This is a genomic window from Paenibacillus sp. B2(2019) (assembly GCF_008370385.1).
GTDB lineage: Bacteria > Bacillota > Bacilli > Paenibacillales > Paenibacillaceae > Paenibacillus_AQ.
Window position 1 is genome coordinate 84,117 of sequence record NZ_VTZR01000018.1, and the last position, 23,943, is coordinate 108,059.

Sequence of the window (23,943 nt, forward strand, 5' to 3'; positions counted from 1 at the left end):
GTTTACAACGTGGACAACTCACAACACATTATTTTAGCCTCAGGTTCACCGCGTCGACGAGAGCTTTTGTCTTTACTGGGCTTGCCTTTTGAGGTCATTACCAGCGAAGCTGATGAAAGCACACCACCGGACTTTACGCCGGAGCAAATCGTGCGCAGTTTGGCCCTGCGAAAAGCAGAGGCTGTAGTGGCTGCAGCAGGGGAGCGTAACGCAGTAATTATTGGTAGTGATACGATTGTTGTACTAGATAACACTGTGCTAGGCAAACCGGTGGACGAGCTGGACAGTAAATCGATGCTTACCAGACTTCAGGGCCGGAATCATAAGGTATACACGGGTGTAGCCTGTATTGGACTTCCGCATGGAAAGACTATAGTGGAGCACCGTGTTACTTCCGTAACGATGAGAGCAATGACGGAGGATGAAATTATTGCTTATATAGCTACGGGAGAGCCCGCTGATAAGGCTGGCTCTTATGCGATACAAGGGCTTGGCTCCACCTTGGTGGAACGAATTGAAGGCTGTTATTTCAATGTTGTCGGATTGCCGCTGTCGCTTCTTGGCGAAATGCTGTCCGAGTTCGGTATAACTGTATTGAACCGGTAGGAAGCTTGGGAAAGAGGGATAGGGATGGAGTCGCAATCAGTAATGCTGCGGGACCTCCCCCATGAAGAACGACCAAGAGAGCGCATGATGCATTATGGGGCGGAATCATTAAGTCAAGCGGAGTTGTTAGCCATTCTGCTGCGTACGGGAACACGCCGTGAATCGGCTATTCATATTGCACAGCAGATGCTGGGGAAAATCGGTGGCCTGCGTGGGCTAGTTGACCTTAGCATCGAAGAACTGACCGAAATCAAAGGTATCGGCCCTGCCAAGGCCGTGCAACTAAAAGCAGGCATCGAACTTGGAAGGCGCCTTGCGAACTCCAGGTTTAACATGCCGGTCATTATCCGTTGTCCTGAGGACGCTGCGGAGATACTGACTGAGCAATTGCGTTATCTGCAGAAGGAGCATTTTGTCTGCTTGTTTCTGAATACGAAGAATCATGTGATAGGACAAGAAACGTTGTCTATGGGCAGTCTTAATGCTTCGATTGTTCATCCTCGTGAGGTATTCCGAGCAGCTATAAAATGTAGTAGTGCCTCTATCATATGCGCACATAATCATCCTAGTGGTGATCCAACGCCTAGTCCGGAGGATATCTCCTTGACCTCAAGACTGCTTCAGGCAGGCGAGATTGTCGGGATTGACGTGTTAGATCATCTAATTATCGGTGATAGCAGCTTTGTAAGCTTGAAAGAAAAAGGACACATGTAATATAAATGTGAAGATTTACTTAGGAAAAGGAGAATTAGCATGTTGGGTAGTTTTACGAAAGATTTAGGAATTGACTTGGGGACAGCGAATACGCTTGTCTATGTACGCGGTAAGGGGATCGTTGTAAGAGAGCCTTCCGTTGTAGCCATTAACACTGACACTAAGACGATTGAAGCCGTGGGTGAATCCGCTAAAAAGATGATCGGTCGTACACCGGGAAACATTCGTGCGATCCGTCCGATGAAGGATGGCGTTATCGCTGATTTTGACACAACGGCTACGATGATAAAATATTTTATTCGTCAAGCACAGAAACAACGTTCTATGTTCCAACGTCACCCTAATGTAATGGTCTGCGTACCATCCGGCATTACTGCTGTAGAGCAACGTGCCGTAGAAGATGCTACTAGACAAGCTGGTGCTCGTGAAGCTTACATTATCGAGGAACCTTTTGCTGCAGCGATTGGTGCAGATCTACCGGTATGGGAGCCAACAGGAAGTATGGTTGTTGATATCGGCGGTGGTACTACTGAAGTTGCTGTAATTTCACTCGGCGGTATTGTTACTAGTCGTTCCGTACGTGTTGCGGGTGATGAAGCGGATGAGTCCATCATTCAGTACATCAAACGTCAGTACAATCTGATGATTGGTGAACGTACTTCGGAACAGCTTAAAATGGATGTAGGTTCTGCCTTGCCACTTGAGAAAGCTGAGACTATGGAAATTCGCGGACGCGATCTCGTTACAGGCCTGCCAAAGACGCTTACAATTACTTCTGATGAGATCTGTGAAGCATTGTCCGATACAGTGAGTTCTATTATTGAAGCTGTTAAAGTAACTTTGGAAAAATGTCCACCGGAGCTCGCAGCAGATATTATGGATCGCGGGATTGTCTTGACAGGTGGAGGCGCCTTGCTTCGTAACTTGGATAAACTGCTTGCGCGTGAAACTGGAATGCCAGTTATTGTCGCTGAGAACCCTCTGGATTGTGTAGCGATTGGAACAGGAAAGGCGCTTGATAATATCCATTTGTTCAAGAGTCGCAGCAGTTCCAGTCTTCGCTCTAAGAGATAAGCCTATGTATTGCCACTTGTGTACGTCAACCCCTGTTATGGGAGAAATACTGTTGTTAGAGGGTGTTGAAACTGTTTAAACTCTTAAGCAATAAACGTCTGTTTATTCTGTTGATTACACTGGTGCTGTTCATTGTGGTGATGGGCTTCAGCTTGGCATCAAGGAGTTCCTTGTCCTGGCCGGAGAACTTTCTTAGAGATACTACTGGTTTCGTGCAAAAAATGTTCTACAAGCCCGCTGGATATGTAGCGGGCTTGTTTGAAGATATCGGAAATCTGAAAGATCTTTCTAAGGAAAATGAGCAGCTGAAGATTCTAGCCGCCCAATATGCACGTGATAAAGCGCAATACAATTTCATTCAGGTAGAAAATGAGCAGTTAAAGGAACAGTTGAAGTTCACGAAAGCTCAGGAGGAATTGTATAAATATCAATACCATATTGCGCAGGTGGTTAGTCAGACAACAGAACCAAGCAATAGTACGATTGTAATCGATTTAGGTGCTAAAGATGGCGTTAGACCAAATATGTCTGTGATCTCGGTTGATGGATTAGTAGGTGTTATTAGTCAAGTCAGCAATTTCACCTCTACGGTGAAGCTGATGACCATGATGGATACGAATGACCCTAATTCTCAGCCGCCAATTGCGGCAACCGCTATTAACAAAGAGGGCAAAACCTTTGGTATGATTGAAAGCTATGATCCGAAGACAAACAAGTTATTGATGAACAAGATCCCGCCAGGTGATCCTATTGCGCCGAAGGATGTTATCGTTTCTTCTGGTATTGGGGGATTGTATCCGCGAGGATTGACCATCGGTACAGTTGAAAGCGTTGAGGTTGGTGAATTTGGATTAACCTCCACAGCAGTGATTAAGCCTTCAGCAGAATTTCAAGACTGGAAGCAGCTGATTGTTGTTTTTACGGAGGAGCGTGCTGAATAGTGAATATGCGCAGATCTGTTCTTGTTCTGTTACTGTTCCTCTTGTTCATTCTGGAGGGAACCATTCTGCCTTGGCTGATTCCAGATGTATGGCAGATGCGAATTATTCCGAATCTAGTGTTCGTTGTGCTATTGTTCGTGGCTGTATATCATCATCGTCATACAGCGCTTATACTGGGCCTAACTTTCGGACTATTACATGATGTCGTTTTTTATGGCAGAATTCTAGGAGCACATTCTTTTGCGATGGGTCTGTCGGCTTATTTAATCGGCCTTCTGTTTCAGATTCCGCGTGCGCCACTGCCTCTTATGATGACTGTGATTCTGCTCGGAAGCTTGCTAGAGGATAGTGTGTTATTTGGTATTTATAGTGTATTCAATCTCAATCAGGAGCCTTATAGCTGGGCTATTTTGAATCATATGCTACCAACGATGCTCTTTCATTTTGCTATTGCTCTGATCCTCTACATACCGTTACGACGCCAGCTTGAGCTGATCAAGAAAGAGAAGAGTACGGAAGAAGCGGCATAAAGAAGCTTCTATTTTCTTTCTTAATAAAGCAGGAATTTAAGGGGCCCGGCACGAATGAATGAGGATAGGGGGCCAGGCATATGACAGTAAAATCCAAGCATGTAAGGATTAAGGGCATCAAGGATGGCCTGATATTCCTGCTAGACGACAAGTGTCCCTTCGAAGATCTTCTGAGCGAGCTTCGCTATAAGCTGGAGCACAGCCATCAAAATATTTTGACTGGACCGATTGTCCATGTAGATATTAAGCTGGGCAATCGTCCCGTAACTGAGGAAGATAAGGAAGCTGTGCTGGAGATTCTGAAGGGACAGGGAAATCTACTGATTCGTTCCATAGAGGCGCTTCCAGTGCCCGGCAGTGAGGATAATGACGCGTTGTTTCTTATGAGCGGGATTCTTCGTTCCGGTCAGGTGCTGCACCATGATGGAAATCTTTTATATCTGGGGGATGTGAACCCAGGAGGAACCATTACCTGTTCAGGCGATATCTATATTCTAGGATCACTTAGAGGTATGGCGCATGCTGGAGTAGATGGAAATGAAGAGGCGATTATCGCTGCTTCCTTAATGTCTCCGACACAACTGCGAATTGCTGATATTATCAGTCGTCCTCCCGATGAGTGGGAAACCCGAGAAAGCAGTATGGAGTTTGCATATTTAACGAACGGAGCTATGCAAATCGATAAAATTCATAATTTAGTCAAAGTACGTCAGGATTTAAATGTGTTTAAAGGGGTGTAGCCTCCATGGGAGAAGCGATAGTCGTAACCTCGGGCAAAGGCGGAGTTGGCAAAACAACCACAACAGCCAATATTGGAACCGCACTTGCACTGCAGGGTAAAAAAGTATGTCTCGTCGATACCGACATTGGACTGCGTAATCTGGATGTAGTAATGGGGCTTGAGAATCGTATTATTTATGATCTTGTGGATGTAGCGGAGGGTCGTTGTCGCCTAAATCAAGCACTCGTTAAAGACAAACGCTTTGATGAGTTGTATATGTTGCCCGCAGCTCAAACGAAGGATAAAACGTCCGTCACTCCTGAACAAGTAAAAGATATTATTCTCGAACTGAAGAAGGAATATGAATATATTTTGATTGATTGTCCAGCAGGGATTGAACATGGCTTCCGCAATGCGATTGCCGGTGCGGATAAAGCGATCGTGGTTACCACACCAGAGCATGCTGCTGTGCGGGATGCGGATCGTATTATCGGACTGCTTGAGCAGTCACATGTGGAATCGCCAAAGCTGGTGGTAAATCGTATTCGCCCAGGTCTTGTAAAGTCTGGGGATATGCTTGATATTGAGGATATTTTACAGGTGTTGAATATTGATCTTATCGGAATTGTTCCGGATGATGAACTGGTCATTAAGGCCGCAAATAGTGGAGAGCCTACAGTTATGAATCCCGATTCGTCAGCAGCTATTGCCTACCGCAATATTGCTCGTAGAATTTTAGGTGATGCTGTGCCGCTAATGCAGCTTGATCGGAAACCGGGAGCATTTAAGAAGTTCAAGAAATTTTTCGGTATGGCTTAATTCTGCACCAAGCAATCTTACTATAGAAGCATTAACGGTCCCACCACTAGAGAAATCTATGGGTGGGATTTATTTATTTAGTGGTATTTAAGTGCTCCACCTTGGGTGGGCTTGTTCTAAAGAGACTTCCATGCTTCATAAAATGGAAGTAAAACAAGCCCGTCCGGAGGGATAAACATGGATCTCAAATCAGATATCAAGAATCGCCGCAAGGAGCGTATTCGTAGTTTGCTGGAGGAAATCCCGAATATAGAAACAGCAGAGGTGCCTCCGTTATTCGTTATGCCCGAAAAGAGTACGAGCTTCAAGGAGTGGGGTACGGGGTTTAAGAAAAATGAGGAGCAATCATCTATAGAGCCTGATCCGGAAGTGATGTGGAAAGAGAGACGGGGTGGCTGGGAGGAACCAGGAGGAGGAGGTTCTAAATTTTCTTCCGGTTTTATTCGACGGGTTATAGCCAGTGTGCTTGTGTTTGGAGCGGTGTGGGGAGTTTTTGCAGTTCACCAGCCATGGTCCTATAAAGTCCAAGCCTTTATTAGTGATGCCTTGAGTAATGACATGGATTTCACAGCAGTGCGGGTCTGGTATGAGGAGAATTTTAATGGTGCACCGGCGTTCATACCGATTTTTGGTGACAAAGACGAACCTGCTCAAAAGGCAGCAGCTCAACATGAGCTTAGTGCTCCGGTAGCTGGAAGCATTGTGGAGCCCTTTGCTTCCACGCTAAAAGGTGTAGAAATTATGCCTCAAATCGATTCAACCTCAAATGTGACGGTGAAGAGTATAGACATGGGACGTGTTCTTTCCATCTCTAAAGAATTGGACGGTGGCATTCGAATTGCGGTTCAACATTCTGGAGGAATTACAGCAGAATACGGACATTTAAATGGCACTAAGCTGGAGATTGATGACTGGATTCAGAGTGGAGATGAACTCGGGTGGATGCTGGAGAAAGAGGGCTCCTCAGCTCCAACGCTATTCTTTGCAGTGATGAAAGACAAGACTTATATTGATCCTACAGAAGTGGTATCGTTTGATTAGGATCTTAGGGATTGATCTGTCACTACATCCATTGTTCGTAATCATTATGTTGTTCTCTGTACTCACAGGACAATTTCTGGAGTTGCTAACTTTATTTACGATCGTCCTCATTCATGAAATGGGACATGTGGTGGCTGCCCTTTTAGTTGGTGTTACAGTCAAATCGGTTCAGCTTCTTCCGTTTGGCGGAGTTGCGGTTATTGAGGATCATGGGCGGCTCACCGCTAGTCGTGAGATTGGTATTGCACTTGCCGGTCCGCTGCAAAATGGAATCATGATTGTTATGGCTCTTGGGCTTCAGCAAGCAGGTTATGGTAATCAGGAATTTTTAGTCTATTTTATAAATGCTAATGCCATCATTGCGCTCTTTAATCTTTTGCCTGTTCTTCCACTTGACGGAGGCAAAGTACTTCAGGCTACAGTTAGTTTATTTCTTCCTTATTACTATACTTTACTATGGAGCGGACGAGTGAGCGTTGCTGCAAGCATTTTTGTGATTGTTTATGCGCTATTGCCTCTTGGAGCAGGTGGAGGATTGAGGCTGAACATGGTTATGATCGGTGCTTTTTTATTGTATTCAAATCTCACGGATCATCGGAATTTACCGTACCGATTTGTTGCGTTTTTGATGAATAGGGAGGCGGTTTATGAGTATCATTTGCGGACAGGAAGTGTGGCTCGTCCAATTGTTGCCTTATCTGCGAAACCTTTAGATGCTATATTGCGTCTATTTAAACGTAATCAATATCATTTTATCTATGTATTAAACGGCGAAGGAAATGTTGTTGCTGTTGTGCCGGAACAGCGCTTAATATCTACCTACTTCGGAATGTAGTGTATTTATGCAGAGCGTGAGAAGGGATGAATGAATGAACGAAACCAGAGGTGAAGCCATGAAACAGATGATCGTTCACTGCACGCAGCACATTACCCGAATGGCTCTTCTGGAGAACGGAAGGCTTGTGGAGTACGCGGCTGAACGCGATCAGCAGCAAGGGCTGGTCGGAAGTTATTATAAAGGCCGTGTGATTAACGTACTTCCAGGTATGCAGGCTGCTTTTGTTGACATTGGACAGAAGAAGAATGCTTTTTTATATGTTGATGATGTATTGCACCCTCATTTGGATAGACAGCCGGATGTGAAGCCTTCTATCGAGACGCTTTTGCAGCCGGGTCAGGATATTGTTGTACAAGTAAGAAAAGAGCCTAGTGGCGGCAAAGGTGCGCGTGTAACGACCCATTATACATTGCCCGGTCGCTGGATGGTGTACATGCCTTTTGCCGATTATGTTGGGGTATCCAAAAAAATAAGTCGCGATGCAGAACGTAGCCGGCTCAAAGGAATTGGTGAACGTCTGCGAATGAAAGAAGAGGGGGTTATTATGCGGACCGTCTCTCAGGATGAGCCGCATGAAGCAGTGGAGGGTGATCTTTCATTTTTACGTGCGCAATGGGATAACATTACACGTCGGGCACAAACTGCAGAAGCCCCAGCTCTACTTCATCGTGATCTTAGTATTGTTCAGCGCTTTATAAGAGATGCTTTTAATCCACAGCGTGATCAGTTGATTATAGATTCTCCAGTTGCAGTTAAAGAAGCCAAGGCATTTCTGGATGACATGGCACCTGATGGGTACAAGCCTGTGAGTTTATATAATGGACCGGAGTCCATTTTTACAGCTTATGGGGTACAGGAACAGTTGCACAAGAGCTTCAGTCGCAAGATCACGCTGGAGGGTGGAGCGACAATGATCTGGGATGAGACGGAGGCGCTCACCGTTATTGACGTGAACACTGCGCAATACATTGGAGGAGCATCCCTTGAAGAGACGGTGACGAATACTAATTTGCTTGCAGCAGAGGAGATTGGTCGTCTGATCCGTTTGCGAGATACGGGCGGAATTATTATTGTTGATTTTATTGATATGGAAGAAGAAATACACCGTAAAATGGTTACCGAGCGGCTGGAGAAAGTGATCTGCAAGGATCGAACCAAAACCCATATTCTCGGTTGGACAAGACTTGGACTCCTCGAGATGACCCGGAAGAAGGCAAGACATGATTCAGCCAGCTTCGCACCTATCCTTTGTCAGTGCTGCGGAGGGACTGGGAAAGTTGGAGAATGGATGGAATGAGTTGACGATGGGCGATAAGTATGATAATATCTTCAAGTATGTGTTTGATTGATTCGGTCCTGCACATGCTGTAACCGCTCCGATCGGGTACATAAGTGCAGTTCCCACGGGAATCTGCCACCTAGACTAGGCGAGTCTGAGACATGAGGAGGTGCAAGTAAAATGTATGCAATTATCGAAACTGGCGGTAAACAATACAAAGTCCAAGAGGGCGATGTTTTGTTCATTGAGAAGTTGGAAGCTGAAGACGGCGCAAGTGTAACTTTTGACCGTGTATTGGCTGTTTCTAACGAAGGTGGTCTGACTGCAGGAACTCCGCTCGTAAGCGGCGCGTCTGTAACAGCTAAAGTCGAGAAACATGGTAAAGGCGCTAAGGTTGTAGTTTACAAATACAAACCTAAGAAGAACTACCACAAGAAACAAGGCCATCGTCAACCGTACACGAAAGTAACTATCGAGAAGATTCAAGCGTAAGAAGGTGCGTGAATGATTAACGTACGGATTACACGATCTTCGGATCTAGGAACTATCGTTGGCTTTGAGGTAAAAGGGCACGCGGGTTATGCAAAGCGTGGCGAAGATATCGTATGTGCCGGAGTTTCGGCCGTAACGGTTGGAACCGTCAATTCGATTGAGACTTTGACCGGAATCTCCATGGATACATCCATGAAGAACGGATTCCTAAGTGGAACATTAGGTTCCATTGATGATTTCGATACTTCCGCGAAGGTGCAATTGCTGCTTGAATCCATGGTCGTGATGCTAAATGATATCGCAGAATCATACGGAAAGTATCTTCAAATAGAGCAAGTAAATATTTAAAGAAGGAGGTTGACAACATGTTGAAATTGAATCTTCAATTGTTCGCATCGAAAAAAGGTGTAGGTTCCACAAAAAACGGACGGGATTCCCATTCCAAACGTCTTGGCGTGAAACGTGCTGACGGTCAAGCAGTAACCGGCGGTAACATCTTGGTTCGTCAACGCGGAACAAAAATTCACCCAGGCACTAACGTAGGCATCGGTAAAGATGATACGTTGTTCGCATTGGTGGATGGCGTAGTGAAGTTCGAACGTTGGGGCCGCGATCGCAAAAAAGTGAGCGTATACCCAGTTGATGTCGCTCCGGTAGCAGCGGCACTGGAAGCGTAAGCTTACGGAACCATATTTGCATGTAGAAGCCTCCGGCATGAGTGCCGGAGGCTTTTTTGTAGAATATTTAGAAGCGTTTGTGGATACCTCTTTGAGCACTTTAGAAATGTATACCTTCAGAGTTTTAAGAAAACATAAACATCCTTAGACATATGTGAAATCTCACGGTTATCTCTGGTGAACTACAGGGAACTGCTGTGTTATACTAGGAAATGGTAATTGATGAGGGTAATAATCTAAACGAAGTCATGAATTTTGCGAACTGAGGGACGGGGAGAAAGAATGAAATCCTGGAAAAGTGCAATCTGGGCAGTCATGTTATCCGTAATGCTTCCTTTAGGACTCGTGTATTGGCATACCTCCCTTTTGACGTGTCTGTTGCTTGGAATTTGGGTAGCAGCAACGGTTGCTTTCAGCTTGATTTGGAATCAGCGTCATTGGGAACGGGAACTGCGTATACAAGAGAACACTCTGCAACAGGCGGCGATTCGGACACTGAATCATCATCGTCATGATTGGATGAATGATTTGCAGATTCTTTACGGATATATTCAGCTTGGAAAGCCTGATAAATCCGTGGAGTGTGTGGAAAGAATAAAGGAACGCATAGCGCTTGATAGTCGTATCGCGAAGCTGGGCATTCCTTCATTGGTCTTCTATATCCAATCTTTCCGAACTTACCGGACTAGTCTGGAACTGGAAGTTCAAGTGGAGGAAGGATTGCAACTGGAGGAGAAGCTAAACCGGGAAGCAGGAGATGAGCTGACTTCAGTGATCATGCAGACCGTACGAGCTTATCAATATAACGGACTGGCTCCTCAAGGTGAAACGCGCAAGCTGCGTCTTGGCTTTATTCAGGATGGAGGAGACATTCTTATCTCCTTCGAAGGTGAGGGAGAGCATGGCAATCCCGAGCAGCTCAAAGGGCAAATTTATAATATAGTACAAGGGAAAATCATGAAAGCGGAGCAGTTTAAGCCCAGCAAGGCTTATGTAGAGCTGCGTTTGCCGCTTGAAATGTGAGGAAGGTGAACATTAATGTTCGTAGATAAAGCTAAGATTTATGTTAAGGGCGGAGACGGCGGGGATGGTATCGTTGCGTTTCGCCGGGAAAAGTATGTACCGGATGGTGGTCCAGCAGGTGGTGACGGTGGCCGTGGTGGCGACGTTATCTTCCGCGTAGATGAGGGCTTGCGTACGCTGATGGATTTCCGTTATCAACGCCATTTTAAAGCGGACAAAGGGATTAAAGGACGTAACAGAAGTCAGCATGGGGCGAACGCTGATCATATGATCGTGCGGATTCCACCTGGAACCATGTTAATTGACGATGATACTCAAGAGATCATCGCCGATTTGACTCGTCATGGTCAGCAAGTTGTTGTTGCCCGTGGGGGTCGTGGGGGTCGTGGGAATGCTCGTTTTGCAACAGCAGCTAATAAGGCTCCAGAGCTAGCAGAGAACGGCGAAGAGGGTCAAGAGCGTTATATTGTTATGGAACTTAAGGTCATGGCTGATGTGGGACTTGTAGGCTTCCCGAGTGTGGGCAAATCTACGCTACTGTCGGTCGTATCCGCAGCTCAACCAAAGATTGGTGCATACCATTTCACTACGATTACACCGAACTTAGGTGTAGTAGATGTTGGGGATGGACGAAGCTTTGTAATGGCGGATCTGCCAGGATTAATTGAGGGAGCTAGTGAAGGCATAGGGCTTGGTCATGAATTCCTGCGTCACGTTGAACGTACACGGATCATTATTCACGTAGTGGATATGTCTGGTTCAGAGGGGCGTGATCCCTTCGAGGATTGGGTTCTCATTAATGACGAGCTGAAGCAATACAATGCGGCTCTAATTGATCGTCCTCAGATCGTGGCCGCGAATAAAATGGATATGCCAGAGTCAGAGGAGAATCTCATCGCTTTCCGAGAACGCGTAGCTGAGCTGCGTCCGGATCTTGAGGTTATGCCAATCTCCTCGCTTACCCGTCAGGGTGTTCAGGAACTGTTATATCGTGCAACGGATATTCTTGATAGTATTCCGGTGGCACCGGTAGTTGAAGAAGTATCAGGAACAACTGAACGTAAGGTTTATAAGCTAGAAGCGGAAGATAATAACTCGTTCACCATTACACGTGATAATGAAACATATGTGGTCAACAGCCCTCGTATCGAGAAAATGTTGAAACGTATGCAGCTTAGCACACATGATGCGATTCTAAAGCTCGCCCGGACATTGCGACATATGGGTGTAGATGCAGAGCTTCGTAAACGTGGAGCTGTAGAGGGGACTATTGTCCGTATTGGTGAGTTCGAATTCGAGTTCGTAGAGAATAGCAGTTACTATTAATATTTAGCTGATTACAAAGCGCGACTTGTGTTCTCCTGTAAAGGAAGACACAAGCCGCGCTTTTTTTATTTCCATATCGAGTATATTTTTTTCGTGAAAAGAACCCAAATCACGATATATATCGTATACAATTAATATCGAAATACACAATTTCCCATCCGGGAACGCATACGTTATTCATATATCATAGATGATGAAAGAGGGAATAGCAGATGGCAATTATAGAAGTGGTGAAGTACGACGGTCCTCCGGGGATTTTCGCATGGAAATATCCTAACCAAGAGCTAGGGACATGGACTCAGCTAATCGTTAATGAATCTCAGGAAGCGATCCTATTCAAGGGCGGACAAGCGCTTGATTCCTTTACGGCAGGGCGGCACACCCTGAGCACCGCCAATATTCCTATTTTATCTAATATCGTTAATCTTCCTTTCGGTGGGAAGTCGCCGTTCACAGCAGAAGTATGGTATGTGAACAAGACCAATTCGATGAATGTTAAATGGGGAACCAGCGCACCTTTACAACTCCAGGATCCTAAATACAAAATTATGATTTCTGTTCGTTCCTTCGGACAGTTTGGTGTAAAGGTTGATAATCCGCGCAAATTTTTGTTGCAGCTTGTTGGAACGCTTCCTCAGTTTGATCACGATACGCTCGTGAATTATTTCCGCGGCTTGCTTATGTCGAATATAAATGAACTGATCTCATCCTACCTTGTACATAAGCAAATCAGTATACTGGAGATTAATGCCTATGTTGCAGAGATCTCAAAGCATATCCAGGGGCGGCTAGCATCAACTTTTCTGGATAATGGACTTGAGCTGAATAATTTCTATATTGATTCCATTAATATTCCTGATGATGATCCGGCAACGATTCGATTAAAGGAAGCTTTAGCTAAAAAAGCAGAAATGGATATTATCGGCTTCAACTATCAGCAGGAGCGTGGCTTTAACACGATGGAAAAAGCAGCAGGTAATCCTGGTAATCTTGGAGTAGGTATGATGAACACCGGGATGGGGCTTGGACTTGGTATGGGATTCGCTGGACCGGCTATGGATATGGTGAATCGTATGACCCGAGGGATGAGTTTTGATTCAGGGACTACAGTTGTGCGCCAAGAGCGCTCCTGTTCGAAGTGTGGAGTTATGAATTCTGTTGAGGGAAGGTTCTGCAGTGGCTGTGGGCATGCTCTGGAGAGCATTCAGCAAAGCACACCGTCCGGCAACAAGATCAATTGCTTGGAATGTGGACATGAATTGAAAGCAGGAGCCAAGTTCTGTCCTGGCTGTGGCAATCCTTATCGTGCTTGTCCAACCTGTGGAGCAGATAATCCTGAGGGTGCATCTTCCTGTGTCTCTTGTGGAAAAGAAATGCCTAAAGCCTGTGGTAAATGTGGAGAGATGGTATCGCCAGGGGTGAAATTCTGTCCTCACTGTGGAGATAGCTTGGTTATTAAATGCGGAGGCTGTGGGCATGAACTGAAGCCTGGGCAAAAATTTTGTGCAGAGTGTGGAACGAAAGCAGGCTGAAGGAGGACGTTATGAACAAGGGCAAAAGCTATATTCGTATCATCACCATTATTTATGTGGCTGCTATAATACTAACGGTGTTCTCCTTTATAGGGTTAGGCTTCTCTGAATCACTGTTTCGATTCGTCACTTCGCTAGTTGCTGTCCTGCTCGCGGAGAGTGTGGTGTATGGCTATTGTATTTTTTGGCTCCGTGCTGCAGGCAGTGTGCAGCGGACCTCACCCGTTCTTCTAAGTGGTGCATTCATCACGGGAATCTATGCGGCTGTCGTATTCGTATCCGCTATTGTTTTTGATTGGCTGCTGGAGATGTCCCCTTTGTGGTATGCTGCCGTTCAACTGCTGATTCTTTTGATTGGTGGAATCACACTGGCTGTGATCGGGATTTATGGATGGAATGCCGGAACTGAAGAACAGCAAATGAAGAGGTCCTTGCAAGCTTTTCGGCAGCATCAGAGTGAATTGAACGAGATCAGTACGCTGGCAAGCAGCTGGAAGAATCCCGAAACTGAACAGCTTGTAAAGGTGCTCAATAAGTTACGAGATCAATTCAAGTTCAGTGATCCTGTATCAGATCCATCTTTATATGCTACTGAGGATATCATGCATCAGCAGATCTCCCTGTTGCATGATCATGTGAAGCTTCTGCTCATGACAAATGAGCCACATGAGAACTGGCAAGCTGAAATCAACGAAATGGCCGACAGTATTAAAGCTACACTAGAGCGGCGAAATCGGGAATTAGCGGCACTTAAATAGGAGGAAATAACTACATGAACAGATTGAACATACAAGAGCCGTCACCGACCCCAGCGGGGAGTGCAGCGGTTCCTCTGATTAAATTAGACCGGACTGGGTTTGATTATGTCATTCTTGCGGCAGCTTATCTATTCACACCCATTGGACTCGTTCTTGCATTGTTACGTTTGATGCTAACTCATTATAAAAATCATCGGAGACCCACCAATCTAAATCTGATCATGCATGTATTTATCGGAGGATTTGTTGAACTCTCTATTGCAATGTTTGTGGATACCATGAGTGGAAACACTGGAACTTCCGAATTATTAACGATCCAGATTTTCCTTGCAGTCATATTTTTGATTCCGGCACTTATTCTTGCGAGTGTGACAGCAAAAGCTAAATATACACTTTCTAAGCTTAACACTTCTTATATAGAGCTGATTCAAAATAAAAATATCCGATATGTCGGCAGTATATCTGAACGGATAGGTCAAAGCGATAGCGATGTACGGAGAGATGTCCAGTATCTAAAGAATAAAGGATTATTGGATATTGATATTGTACTTTCCGAGGGGCGTCAGACGCCAGATCCATCCATGGCAGCACCTAATCTTGTACACCCTGGAAGGGCTTCAGGCTTCGGAGCCCAAGCTTCGGGGCAGCAGATTCATTCTCAACCGCAGTCCTCACCGCTGCTGCCTAAGTCCATCCGTTGTCCGGGCTGCGGAGCACAGAACACGGTTCAGCCTAGTCAGTCAAAGAGCTGTGAATACTGTGGCACGATGATATCGTACAGTTAATGCCAAGGTTCTCCCTGAGCATTGTAGATATAACTTAACTAGGGGAGATAAAAGATGAGTAAATTGGATATACGTAGGCAGCCACCAATAACAGGCAAACCGATATATAAGCACGAATATGAGCGGACGGCGTTTGATTATACGACTATTGTGTTTGCGTATGTATTTGCTCCGGTTGGCTTTATATTGGCTGCCATTCGGTTATTATCTACACATTCCAAGAGACAGCGCAAAGCAAGCAATATTAACCTGTTTTATCATGCGTGTATGGGTGCCTTTGTAGAATTGGCGATCTATTTCATTATTAGCAAGCTACTCGGTCAAATCGATTATGTCGCACTCTTGATCAGGCTGGTGATTATCTACGCATTGTTTAGGATTCCCGCCATCAAATTGTCGGTTAGGGCCGTAGGATGGAGAGAGGGATTCACCTATCTTTGCAATGACTATATCGCATTGGTTCTTGTGGACGGCATAAGGCATATCGGCAGCCTATCCGATATTCGCGGATTCAGTGAAGAGAACGTCCGCGAGGTTTTGGAATATTTAAAAGATCAGGGAGTACTTTCTCCAGATATTGTTTATTATGAAGGACGTGTAGACAATCCATTTGTAAAATTGCCGCCGAAGCTTATTTATTCCAAACGGGCACAAGCACTGGTGCGTGCGCCTGAGAATAACCTTCGCTACCGTAACAAGCGAGACCGGACAGTGTTTGATCGAATCATCATGGCGATTGCCTATTTGTTTGCTCCGCTTGGGTTTGTACTTGCGATGCTTCGTTTTGTAAGCACTCATTATAAGAATGAGCGGAAATCATTTAACTACAAATTGCTCTATCATGTATGTATGGGAGCTTTTATGGAACTTGCCGTCCTCTTCGCCGTGGGGACCTACAAAGGGGATTTTAAGTGGTTCACTTTATTGATCATTCTGGTGGTCCTCTACTTGATCTTTATAATTCCGGCGGACAGCTTTGCAGGGAGGGCTACCTTCGCAACAGAAAACTTTGATTTTCTGTGCAAGAAGTATCTCATGCTGATCATAGTGGATGATGTTAGACATATTGGTAATTTAGCTGATATCACGAAACAAAGTGAAGATGATGTACGTAGAGACCTACGGTATTTGGTGAGATGGGGGTTACTTGCTTCTGATCTTGTCTATTATGAAGGACGTGTTAAGCTCTTAGATAAACAACCGCCCAATCTTGTGCATCCTGACCGGGCACAGCCCTCCGCGGCATCAGAGAACCAGCCATCATCTGGGCGGCAGTCATTACCGGAGAATAGGCCTAAGCCACCTGTCCAACTGCCGAAATCCATCGTTTGTTCGAGTTGCGGTGCTAAGAGTAGAGTACTTCCTGGGCAGGACAAGATCTGTGACTATTGCGGGACGACGATTCCATACAGTTAGTGTACATACGATTGCCTGCTGCCCCCGGGAATCCGGGGGTTTTGCTGCACCGTACTCCCTGGCCTCAGAGTATACATATAAAGTTATTGCATTTTATAAGTCTTTTCCGATATAATGTCCACTAAGAAAACACAAAAGTCTTTGAGGTGAGGACGTTCGTGAAAGAACGCTATTATTTGGTCCGTGAGGACATATTACCTGATGCCGTACTTAAGACTATGCAGGTCAAACAATTGCTTGAGGCCGGGGATGCGAAGACCGTACATGAGGGTGTAGAACAGGTAGGATTAAGCCGGAGCGCTTTTTATAAATACAAGGATGGCATTCACCTGATCCATCAGCTCGAACGTGAGCGAATTGTTACGATCTCCATGGATTTGGAACATGAATCGGGGATGCTCTCCAAGGTTCTAGGATCTGTGGCGGGGCATGGGGCTAACGTGCTGACGATTCACCAGAGTATTCCGCTACAAGGACGAGCGAATGTGGTGATTTCCGTGGAAATCTCACATTTGAATGAGGAGCTCGGAGAGATGCTTGATAGTCTGAAGAATATTCCGGGAGTGAAGCGCGCCCTAATCGTTGGACAGGGATAGAGAAATTATATACGTAAAACTTTTAGGAGGATACTGATGAAGCCGGTTAAAGTAGGTTTGCTGGGTCTGGGAACAGTTGGTACAGGTGTAGTTCGTATCGTGGAAGGAAATCAGGAGGATTTGAGCAGTCAAGTAGGCTCTCCAATACTCATTGAGCGCATAGCGGTGAATAATTCCAATAAGCTACGTGATATTGAGGTCGACCCTGCCAAAATAACAACAGATCCATGGGATGTTATTCGTGACCCTGAGATCGATGTAATCGTTGAAGTGATGGGTGGTATCGATGGAACAAAGGAATATATTCTTGAAGCTTTGGACCGCGGTAAACATGTCGTAACTGCGAATAAGGACTTGATGGCGCTGCACGGTTCGGAGATTCTGGCTAAGGCGCAAGAGAAGCAATGTGATGTCTTTTATGAGGCTAGTGTTGCAGGTGGTATTCCGATTATTCGGACGCTTATCGAAGGATTTTCTTCAGATAAGATCATGAAGATTATAGGTATTGTGAATGGAACAACTAATTACATACTAACCAAAATGAGCCAAGAAGGCGCATCCTATAATGATGTGTTAAAAGAAGCGCAGGATTTAGGATATGCAGAGGCTGATCCAACTTCCGATGTTGAAGGTCTGGATGCTGCCCGCAAAATGGCGATTCTCGGGACCCTAGGCTTCCGTACTAACGTGGAGCTACATGACGTCAGTGTGAGCGGGATTTCAGAAGTGAGTAAAGCCGATATTGCCTTTGCAAAGCGTCTCGGATACGAAATCAAGCTGCTAGGCATTGCTGAACGTCAGGATGAGGAATTCAGTATCAGTGTTCAACCGACCTTGATTCGAGCAAGTCACCCACTTGCATCTGTAAATGGTGTCTTCAATGCAGTTTATGTGTATGGTGAGGCAGTAGGAGAGACAATGTTCTATGGTGCGGGCGCGGGTGCAATGCCAACGGCAACTTCGGTAGTAGCTGACTTGGTAGCCATTATTAAGAACCTCAAGCTGGGCGTTAATGGATTGAAGCAAAAAGTACCTTATAAGCAGAAGAAGCTTAAGAGTGATGAGGATATCTTTTATAAAAACTTCCTACTTTTACACGTTGATGATAAAGCAGGCGTATTGGCCAAGATTACTCAGGTGTTTGCCGAGTATGACGTGAGTCTTGATTCGGTAGTTCAGCAAGCCAATCCAAATAATCCTGATGCGGAGATTATTATTGTTACCCATAACGCCAGCAAAGCAAGTATGAATAAAGTGCTGCGCCACTTTAAGGAACTGAAAGTCATCCACAGGATCAAGAGTCATTATCGTGTGGAAGGTTAGCACTGTAGATGGACTATACTTTCTATATTTAAACAATGAGTAAGGAGATTGCACCTGTTATGAGTACTTATGGAGTAGCAAGGGTTAAAGTACCTGCTAGTACTGCCAATCTTGGTCCGGGCTTCGATACTCTTGGCATGGCATTGCCGCTGTATGCCTGGATTGAGATGGAGGAAGCAGAGGAGACAGTTTTTCATCTATATGGTGACGAGATGAAGGGAGTGGCTCGGGATAAGAGTAATTTACTCTATCAGGTCGCTCAAATGGTATTTGCAGAGGCTGGCGTTACGGTGCCTGAAATATCTATTTCGATGTACTCTGAGATTCCGCTTACGCGTGGACTCGGCAGCAGTGCCTCGGCCATCATTGGGGGCATGGTCGCAGCAAATACGATGATCGGCTCTCCGCTCGATGATGCGAAGCTGTTTGATATGGCTACCCAGCTTGAGAAGCATCCTGACAATGTAGGAGCTTCCTTATTTGGTGGCATCATTACCGCAGTGTGGGACGGTGATCATGCGGATTACGTTCGCCTTGATCCACCTCAAGACCTTGAGGTTCTCGTGGTTATTCCTGAATTCGAGCTGGAAACCACAAAAGCACGGGGAGTGCTTCCAACAGAAATCTCAGTTAGTGATGCTGTGTACAACATCAGCAGAACCTCTTTAATGACAGCCTCGTTTGCATCAGGTCGGCTTGACCTGATCAGTAGAGCGATGCAGGATCGTCTGCATCAGCCCTATCGTGCAGCACTTATTCCAGGTATGGAGAAGCTGCTCGCGGAAGCACCTAACCATGGTGCTTTAGGAATCGCACTTAGCGGTGCCGGTCCTACCCTACTGTGTTTAGTTGATCGCCATGAGACTCGGAAGCGAGAGCTTGAGGCTTTCCTGATGAATACGATGCAAGAACACGGCATCTCTGCTCAGACTTGCTGGCTGATGCCTTGTACTTCAGGTGTTACATCAGAGCTTCTTGAAAGAAACGAGATGCAAAACGTATCATTTTTGGATATGATAAAAGGAGAAGTACGGTTATGAAATCAATAGCGGTATTGCCTCAGGGCTCGGTATCTCACGAAGCGCTGCTGCATTTGTTTAACGGCGAGCCTGTAAAAATTGTGCATCACAAGCTAATTTCCGATGTCTTTCTCTCTACGGCTGGTGGCACCACTGATTACAGCGTTATCCCGATTGAGAATACTATTGAAGGCTCAGTTAGTCTACATATTGATTGGCTCATTAATGAGGTCGATCTGCCTATGCAGGCTGAATGGATCTTTCCATCGATACAGAATCTCATCGGTCACCCGCTGGAATTCAGAGATACGAACGGCAATAAGGATTTCACTAAAATTAAAAAAATCCTTTCGCATCCTGTTGCAATGGCACAATGCATGCAATTTGTTCGGAAGCATGCACCTTGGGCTGAACTGGAGTCGGTCGGAAGCACCTCTGAAGCTGTTGAAATCGTTAAGAACAATCCTGACAAGGGCTGGGCTGCGATTGGTACTGCTCTTGGCGCAGCAACTCATGGGCTGGAGATTGTTGATCGGAAAGTTACAGATCACAACAACAACTACACGCGATTTGTCCTTGTCGGTCCGCAGAAGATTGATCTTCCACGGAGCAGCAATGGTGTAAAGACGAGTGTCCTAGTTACGCTGCCGGAGGATTTTCCCGGTGCTTTGCATCAGGTCCTCGCTGCCTTTTCTTGGCGGAAGCTGAATTTATCGCGTATTGAATCACGACCAACGAAAAAGAAGTTGGGTACTTATTATTTTTATATTGATGTGCTGGAACCGATAGAATCAGTCCTGCTACCAGGAGCGATTGAAGAGATTAGCGCTTTAGGCTGTCAGGTTCGGATTCTGGGCTCGTATCCCACATACACCTATGAGGAAGAGAAAGCGGAGGTGCAGTAAATTCATGGCTGAACAATGGATCTATCTGGATGGACAACACGTAACTAAGGAAAATGCAAAGGTATCCGTTTTTGATCACGGTTTTTTGTATGGAGACGGCATATTTGAAGGTATTCGTATTTACAATGGTAATATTTTTAAATGTAAAGAGCATTTGGACAGACTATATGATTCGGCGAAGTCGATCATGCTGGACATTCCGCTCACTTATGACGAGATGCTGGAAGCTATGGCTGAAACGATTCGCCTTAATGACATGCGTAACGGTTATATTCGACTGATCGTATCCCGTGGTCCTGGTAACTTGGGTCTTGATCCACGCCGTTGCCCTAAAGCCAGCGTAATCATTATCGTTGAACAATTAGCTATTTACCCAGAGCAAGCGTACATTAATGGGCTTCGTGCTGTTTCTGTATCCCAACGTCGTAATATTCCGGATGCACTGAATCCGAAGATTAAATCGCTTAACTATCTCAACAATATCTTAGTGAAAATTCAGTCCAATCTGGCAGAAGCCGATGAAGCAATCATGATGAATGCTCAAGGATATGTTACTGAAGGATCTGGAGATAATATTTTCATCATCAAAAATGGTGTGGTCTTCACTCCTCCATGCTATTTGGGAGCGCTTGAAGGAATCACACGTCTGGCGATCATCGAATTATGTGAGAAATTGGGTATTAAGCTAAAAGAAGAACCATTCACTATGCATGATGTTTACATAGCGGATGAGGTATTCTTCACAGGTACTGCTGCTGAAGTTATTGCTGCGCGTGAAATTGACGGCCGAATCATTGGTGAAGGACAAGCGGGTCCAATCACTTTGAAATTGCTTGAAGAGTTCCGCAATGTTGTTGACAAAGATGGCTACAAGGTTTGGGAATAACAGTTAATCGTACAATTTGCTCTTTACATGCTAGTCGAGTAATGAGTATTGAATAGGCATTAGATATCCTTTCATGCATATGAAGAAGATGGCCGGAGGTCTCTGGTAAATCTTTTCATGTCTCATGAAAGGATTTTTTTTATTTCAGGGATGTCATTCGCCCATGGGCTGCATAAGATGTAGTAACGAAGGAGGCGGCTGTACCGCATATAACTCTGTAAGAGAGCAACGTTCCATCCAAAGGGTGTTTGCTTTCAAAGCCAGTTTTGCTGTGTAGCTGTAAGAAAGCAATACTCCACAAAACTTTTAGGAGGTTAATGCTACGTGAAAATACACATTGTCAAACAAGGCGATAGTCTGTATGCATTATCGCAAAAGTACGGAGTGCCGTTACAAAAAATTATTGAAGCTAATCCACAGATCAGTAATCCGAATGTGCTGGCACTTGGTGAAAAAGTAAAAATACCTACGGCTCCTGTATCCGTACCGGATAACAGTGAAGTTTACTACAAGCATACAGTCAAACAAGGAGATACCTTATGGAAATTATCTAAGGCGTGGGGAATCCCTTTAAAAGATATGGTTGAAGCAAACCCCCAGCTAAAGAATCCGAATGTATTGATGTTAGGGGAAGTAGTCAACATTCCTAAAAAGACATCAAACGCTTCACCCGTACAGCCAGGCTACATGCCTTCTAATGCTTCTGAGAAAACACAAGTTGGCGGGAAGGAATATACGGGTCCAAAAGAACAGCCAGTAGCTGAGGTAGTTCCTGCACCAAAACCGGAAACTAAACCAGAGGTCAAACCAGAAACTAAACCGGAAGCAAAAGCAGAAAATAAACCAGAGGCAAAAGCAGAAAATAAACCAGAAGCTAAAGCGGAAACTAAACCTGCACCTAAATCATCGCCAAATATCTCGCCTTTGTACAATTCTGCACCGCACCCATCGATGAACATTGCCCCTATTAATACTCAAAATGCTGCACCTAATGCTGCACCGAATATGCAGATGGAAGTTGCTCCTGTGCAAGAAATTGAAATGCAGAGCTTATTTGTTCAGATCACAGTTCCAAATCAAGAGCCTGTAGCATATCATGAGGCACCAAAAGCTGAGATGAAGCCAATGGCTTGCAAAGAGGAAAAGGCAGATGCTTGTGACAACATGGGATATCCAGGACTAGGAGGAAATCCTTATCTCTATGATTCTTATCAAAATAGCCCTAATATGAACATGAATTGGGCACCAAGTTATGTTCAACCGGCGTCATATGGACCCGAATGCATGTCTCCATACCACTTTTCAGAAAATATGTATTCACCTAACATGAGTCCAGAACAATGGAATCCGAATGCTGCGCCTAATGTGAGTCCAGAACAATGGAATCCAAACGCTTGGCCTAATGTGAGTCCAGAACAATGGAATCCAAACGCTTGGCCTAATATGAGTCCGGAACAATGGAATCCGAATGCTGCGTCTAACGTGAGTCCAGAACAATGGAATCCGAATGCTTGGCCTAATATGAGTCCGGAACAATGGAATCCGAATGCTGCGCCTAACGTGAGTCCAGAACAATGGAATCCAAATGCTGCACCTAACAATATGGAGGCTAATGTTTCAGGGATGAACCCGATGTATGGGATGTCATCGAACCTTCCTTGGCCAACTACTTGTGGGTGTGGGGGAATGCATGTTCAACCCTATTCATATGAAATGCCCGTATATAATACCTATCCTGCATATGGAAACCCAAATGCATTCTCTGCTTATGGAGCGGGAACACCTAATCAGGGAATAGTTCCAGCATCTCCTCTTGGAGCTTTTGGCGGGCCGATAATGTCGAGTATTCCGTCTAATCCGCAGTATCCAGGTATTGGTAATTATTCGCAGCATAATCGGGTTCCAGAAATCCAAGATCCTGAAACGTTTGTACAGGACACTCCCGAAGTTGTTAGAACAGTGAGTGAGGAATCTACTTCTGGCGCTTCTCTCAAGAGCAAGGGAACTGCAACGAAGGAAACGGCATCAAAAGCAAAGACCTCGAGTCAAAACAGCAGTAAGAAAAACAATACAGGTGTGAAGTCTCAACGTTCAAATGCTGGTGGTCGTACAGAGAGCTCAAAGAAACGCAGAAATCCGTGGATTTCTAATTAATACAGTTCTAAACTAACATCCAATCTCTATTTAACGTGTAGGTTCTGATTATTAGAATCTGCACGTTTTTTATGAGAAGATGGGAACGAGAAGTAGGACTGAGGCGAAAGTACTTATTTATGTTTTTTGAATTTAGGGGTTGTTTTTAGAGTGGGTTATATGTTACATTATAAATCCAGTCGCAAAGAGGAGATATAAACTTTCGGTTGGTGAATGTTAATCCGGATGAAATTACAAAAGACTTTGAAAAAAAGTGTTGCAATTCATCGGAAAACATGATATATTATAAAAGTTGCTGCTGAGACATTAAACGGCGCCAACGAGAACTTGATCTTTGAAAACTGAACAACGAGTGAGTAGGAAATCACGAAAGTGAAATCCAAAATTAGAGAATTAATTTTCTCGTCAGATGTTTCAAAATGAGCATATCGCTCTTTTCAATACTAATTGGAGAGTTTGATCCTGGCTCAGGACGAACGCTGGCGGCG

Annotated in this window: 25 protein-coding genes and 1 other annotated feature; all 25 genes read left to right on the forward strand. The window is 45.0% G+C overall.

All coding sequences use genetic code 11. From position 1 onward, the window contains the following. Positions 1–9: 9 nt before the first annotated feature. The 25 genes from PAENI_RS16195 to PAENI_RS16315 all read left to right on the forward strand — a co-directional run bounded on the left by PAENI_RS16195 (position 10) and on the right by PAENI_RS16315 (position 23,455). Positions 10–606 carry a Maf family protein gene (locus PAENI_RS16195; protein WP_149645995.1) on the forward strand — a complete coding sequence of 199 codons (597 nt, stop codon included), beginning with the start codon at positions 10–12 and terminating at the stop codon, positions 604–606. Between the two features lie 24 nt (positions 607–630). Then, positions 631–1,320: a RadC family protein gene (radC, locus tag PAENI_RS16200; protein WP_042191176.1), complete on the forward strand. Its 690-nt coding sequence runs from the start codon at positions 631–633 to the stop codon at positions 1,318–1,320. A 39-nt stretch (positions 1,321–1,359) separates the two neighbouring features. Continuing rightward, positions 1,360–2,394 (forward strand): rod shape-determining protein, encoded by a 1,035-nt coding sequence (locus tag PAENI_RS16205; RefSeq protein ID WP_042191174.1) that lies wholly within the window; start codon positions 1,360–1,362, stop codon positions 2,392–2,394. A gap of 62 nt (positions 2,395–2,456) precedes the next feature. Continuing rightward, entirely contained in the window at positions 2,457–3,335 is an 879-nt protein-coding gene (mreC, locus tag PAENI_RS16210) for a rod shape-determining protein MreC (RefSeq protein WP_042191173.1), read from the forward strand. Further along, positions 3,335–3,865 (forward strand): rod shape-determining protein MreD, encoded by a 531-nt coding sequence (gene mreD / locus PAENI_RS16215; RefSeq protein WP_081383060.1) that lies wholly within the window; start codon positions 3,335–3,337, stop codon positions 3,863–3,865. The genes mreC and mreD overlap by 1 nt, the downstream gene beginning before the upstream one ends. Before the next feature lie 80 nt (positions 3,866–3,945). Continuing rightward, on the forward strand, positions 3,946–4,605 hold the full coding sequence (gene minC, locus PAENI_RS16220; RefSeq protein WP_042191171.1) for a septum site-determining protein MinC: 660 nt from the start codon (positions 3,946–3,948) through the stop codon (positions 4,603–4,605). A gap of 5 nt (positions 4,606–4,610) precedes the next feature. Continuing rightward, positions 4,611–5,405 (forward strand): septum site-determining protein MinD, encoded by a 795-nt coding sequence (minD, locus tag PAENI_RS16225; protein ID WP_042130573.1) that lies wholly within the window; start codon positions 4,611–4,613, stop codon positions 5,403–5,405. Positions 5,406–5,582: 177 nt separating this feature from the next. Beyond that, entirely contained in the window at positions 5,583–6,446 is an 864-nt protein-coding gene (locus PAENI_RS16230; RefSeq protein ID WP_076286495.1) for a M23 family metallopeptidase, read from the forward strand. After that, positions 6,439–7,281 (forward strand): M50 family metallopeptidase, encoded by an 843-nt coding sequence (locus tag PAENI_RS16235; RefSeq protein WP_042191168.1) that lies wholly within the window; start codon positions 6,439–6,441, stop codon positions 7,279–7,281. The genes PAENI_RS16230 and PAENI_RS16235 overlap by 8 nt, the downstream gene beginning before the upstream one ends. Positions 7,282–7,339: 58 nt before the next feature. Next, positions 7,340–8,581 carry an Rne/Rng family ribonuclease gene (locus tag PAENI_RS16240; RefSeq protein WP_042194404.1) on the forward strand — a complete coding sequence of 414 codons (1,242 nt, stop codon included), beginning with the start codon at positions 7,340–7,342 and terminating at the stop codon, positions 8,579–8,581. 62 nt (positions 8,582–8,643) lie between these two features. Continuing rightward, positions 8,644–8,729 (forward strand) — a sequence feature (ribosomal protein L21 leader region). Positions 8,730–8,743: 14 nt separating this feature from the next. Beyond that, positions 8,744–9,055, forward strand: a complete 312-nt coding sequence (rplU, locus tag PAENI_RS16245) for a 50S ribosomal protein L21 (RefSeq protein WP_042130566.1) — start codon at positions 8,744–8,746, stop codon at positions 9,053–9,055. A 12-nt stretch (positions 9,056–9,067) separates the two neighbouring features. Next, complete coding sequence (locus PAENI_RS16250; protein ID WP_042191166.1) at positions 9,068–9,403, forward strand: ribosomal-processing cysteine protease Prp; 336 nt, start codon at positions 9,068–9,070, stop codon at positions 9,401–9,403. Positions 9,404–9,420: 17 nt separating this feature from the next. Continuing rightward, a complete protein-coding gene (rpmA, locus tag PAENI_RS16255; protein ID WP_042130564.1) occupies positions 9,421–9,732 on the forward strand; it encodes a 50S ribosomal protein L27 in 312 nt (103 codons plus the stop codon). A gap of 282 nt (positions 9,733–10,014) precedes the next feature. After that, positions 10,015–10,755, forward strand: a complete 741-nt coding sequence (locus tag PAENI_RS16260) for a Spo0B domain-containing protein (RefSeq protein ID WP_076300740.1) — start codon at positions 10,015–10,017, stop codon at positions 10,753–10,755. Positions 10,756–10,770: 15 nt separating this feature from the next. Then, entirely contained in the window at positions 10,771–12,081 is a 1,311-nt protein-coding gene (gene obgE / locus PAENI_RS16265; protein WP_042191162.1) for a GTPase ObgE, read from the forward strand. A gap of 212 nt (positions 12,082–12,293) precedes the next feature. Further along, on the forward strand, positions 12,294–13,613 hold the full coding sequence (locus PAENI_RS16270) for an SPFH domain-containing protein (RefSeq protein ID WP_149645996.1): 1,320 nt from the start codon (positions 12,294–12,296) through the stop codon (positions 13,611–13,613). Between the two features lie 11 nt (positions 13,614–13,624). Further along, positions 13,625–14,371: a hypothetical protein gene (locus PAENI_RS16275; RefSeq protein ID WP_149645997.1), complete on the forward strand. Its 747-nt coding sequence runs from the start codon at positions 13,625–13,627 to the stop codon at positions 14,369–14,371. A gap of 14 nt (positions 14,372–14,385) precedes the next feature. Further along, positions 14,386–15,156, forward strand: a complete 771-nt coding sequence (locus PAENI_RS16280) for a zinc ribbon domain-containing protein (protein WP_149645998.1) — start codon at positions 14,386–14,388, stop codon at positions 15,154–15,156. Positions 15,157–15,210: 54 nt separating this feature from the next. Beyond that, complete coding sequence (locus PAENI_RS16285) at positions 15,211–16,572, forward strand: hypothetical protein (RefSeq protein WP_149645999.1); 1,362 nt, start codon at positions 15,211–15,213, stop codon at positions 16,570–16,572. Between the two features lie 158 nt (positions 16,573–16,730). Further along, a complete protein-coding gene (locus tag PAENI_RS16290) occupies positions 16,731–17,168 on the forward strand; it encodes an ACT domain-containing protein (RefSeq protein ID WP_042130552.1) in 438 nt (145 codons plus the stop codon). Between the two features lie 36 nt (positions 17,169–17,204). After that, the gene (locus PAENI_RS16295) at positions 17,205–18,491 is read left to right on the forward strand and encodes a homoserine dehydrogenase (protein WP_149646000.1); all 1,287 of its coding nucleotides are present in this window, start codon (positions 17,205–17,207) and stop codon (positions 18,489–18,491) included. A gap of 59 nt (positions 18,492–18,550) precedes the next feature. Then, a complete protein-coding gene (gene thrB, locus PAENI_RS16300; protein ID WP_042191148.1) occupies positions 18,551–19,531 on the forward strand; it encodes a homoserine kinase in 981 nt (326 codons plus the stop codon). Continuing rightward, positions 19,528–20,415, forward strand: a complete 888-nt coding sequence (pheA, locus tag PAENI_RS16305; protein WP_149646001.1) for a prephenate dehydratase — start codon at positions 19,528–19,530, stop codon at positions 20,413–20,415. The genes thrB and pheA overlap by 4 nt, the downstream gene beginning before the upstream one ends. A gap of 4 nt (positions 20,416–20,419) precedes the next feature. Then, positions 20,420–21,301, forward strand: coding sequence for a branched-chain-amino-acid transaminase (ilvE, locus tag PAENI_RS16310; protein WP_042191145.1), 882 nt, complete (start codon positions 20,420–20,422; stop codon positions 21,299–21,301). 324 nt (positions 21,302–21,625) lie between these two features. After that, positions 21,626–23,455 (forward strand): LysM peptidoglycan-binding domain-containing protein, encoded by a 1,830-nt coding sequence (locus tag PAENI_RS16315; RefSeq protein WP_149646002.1) that lies wholly within the window; start codon positions 21,626–21,628, stop codon positions 23,453–23,455. The last annotated feature ends 488 nt before the right edge of the window (positions 23,456–23,943 follow it).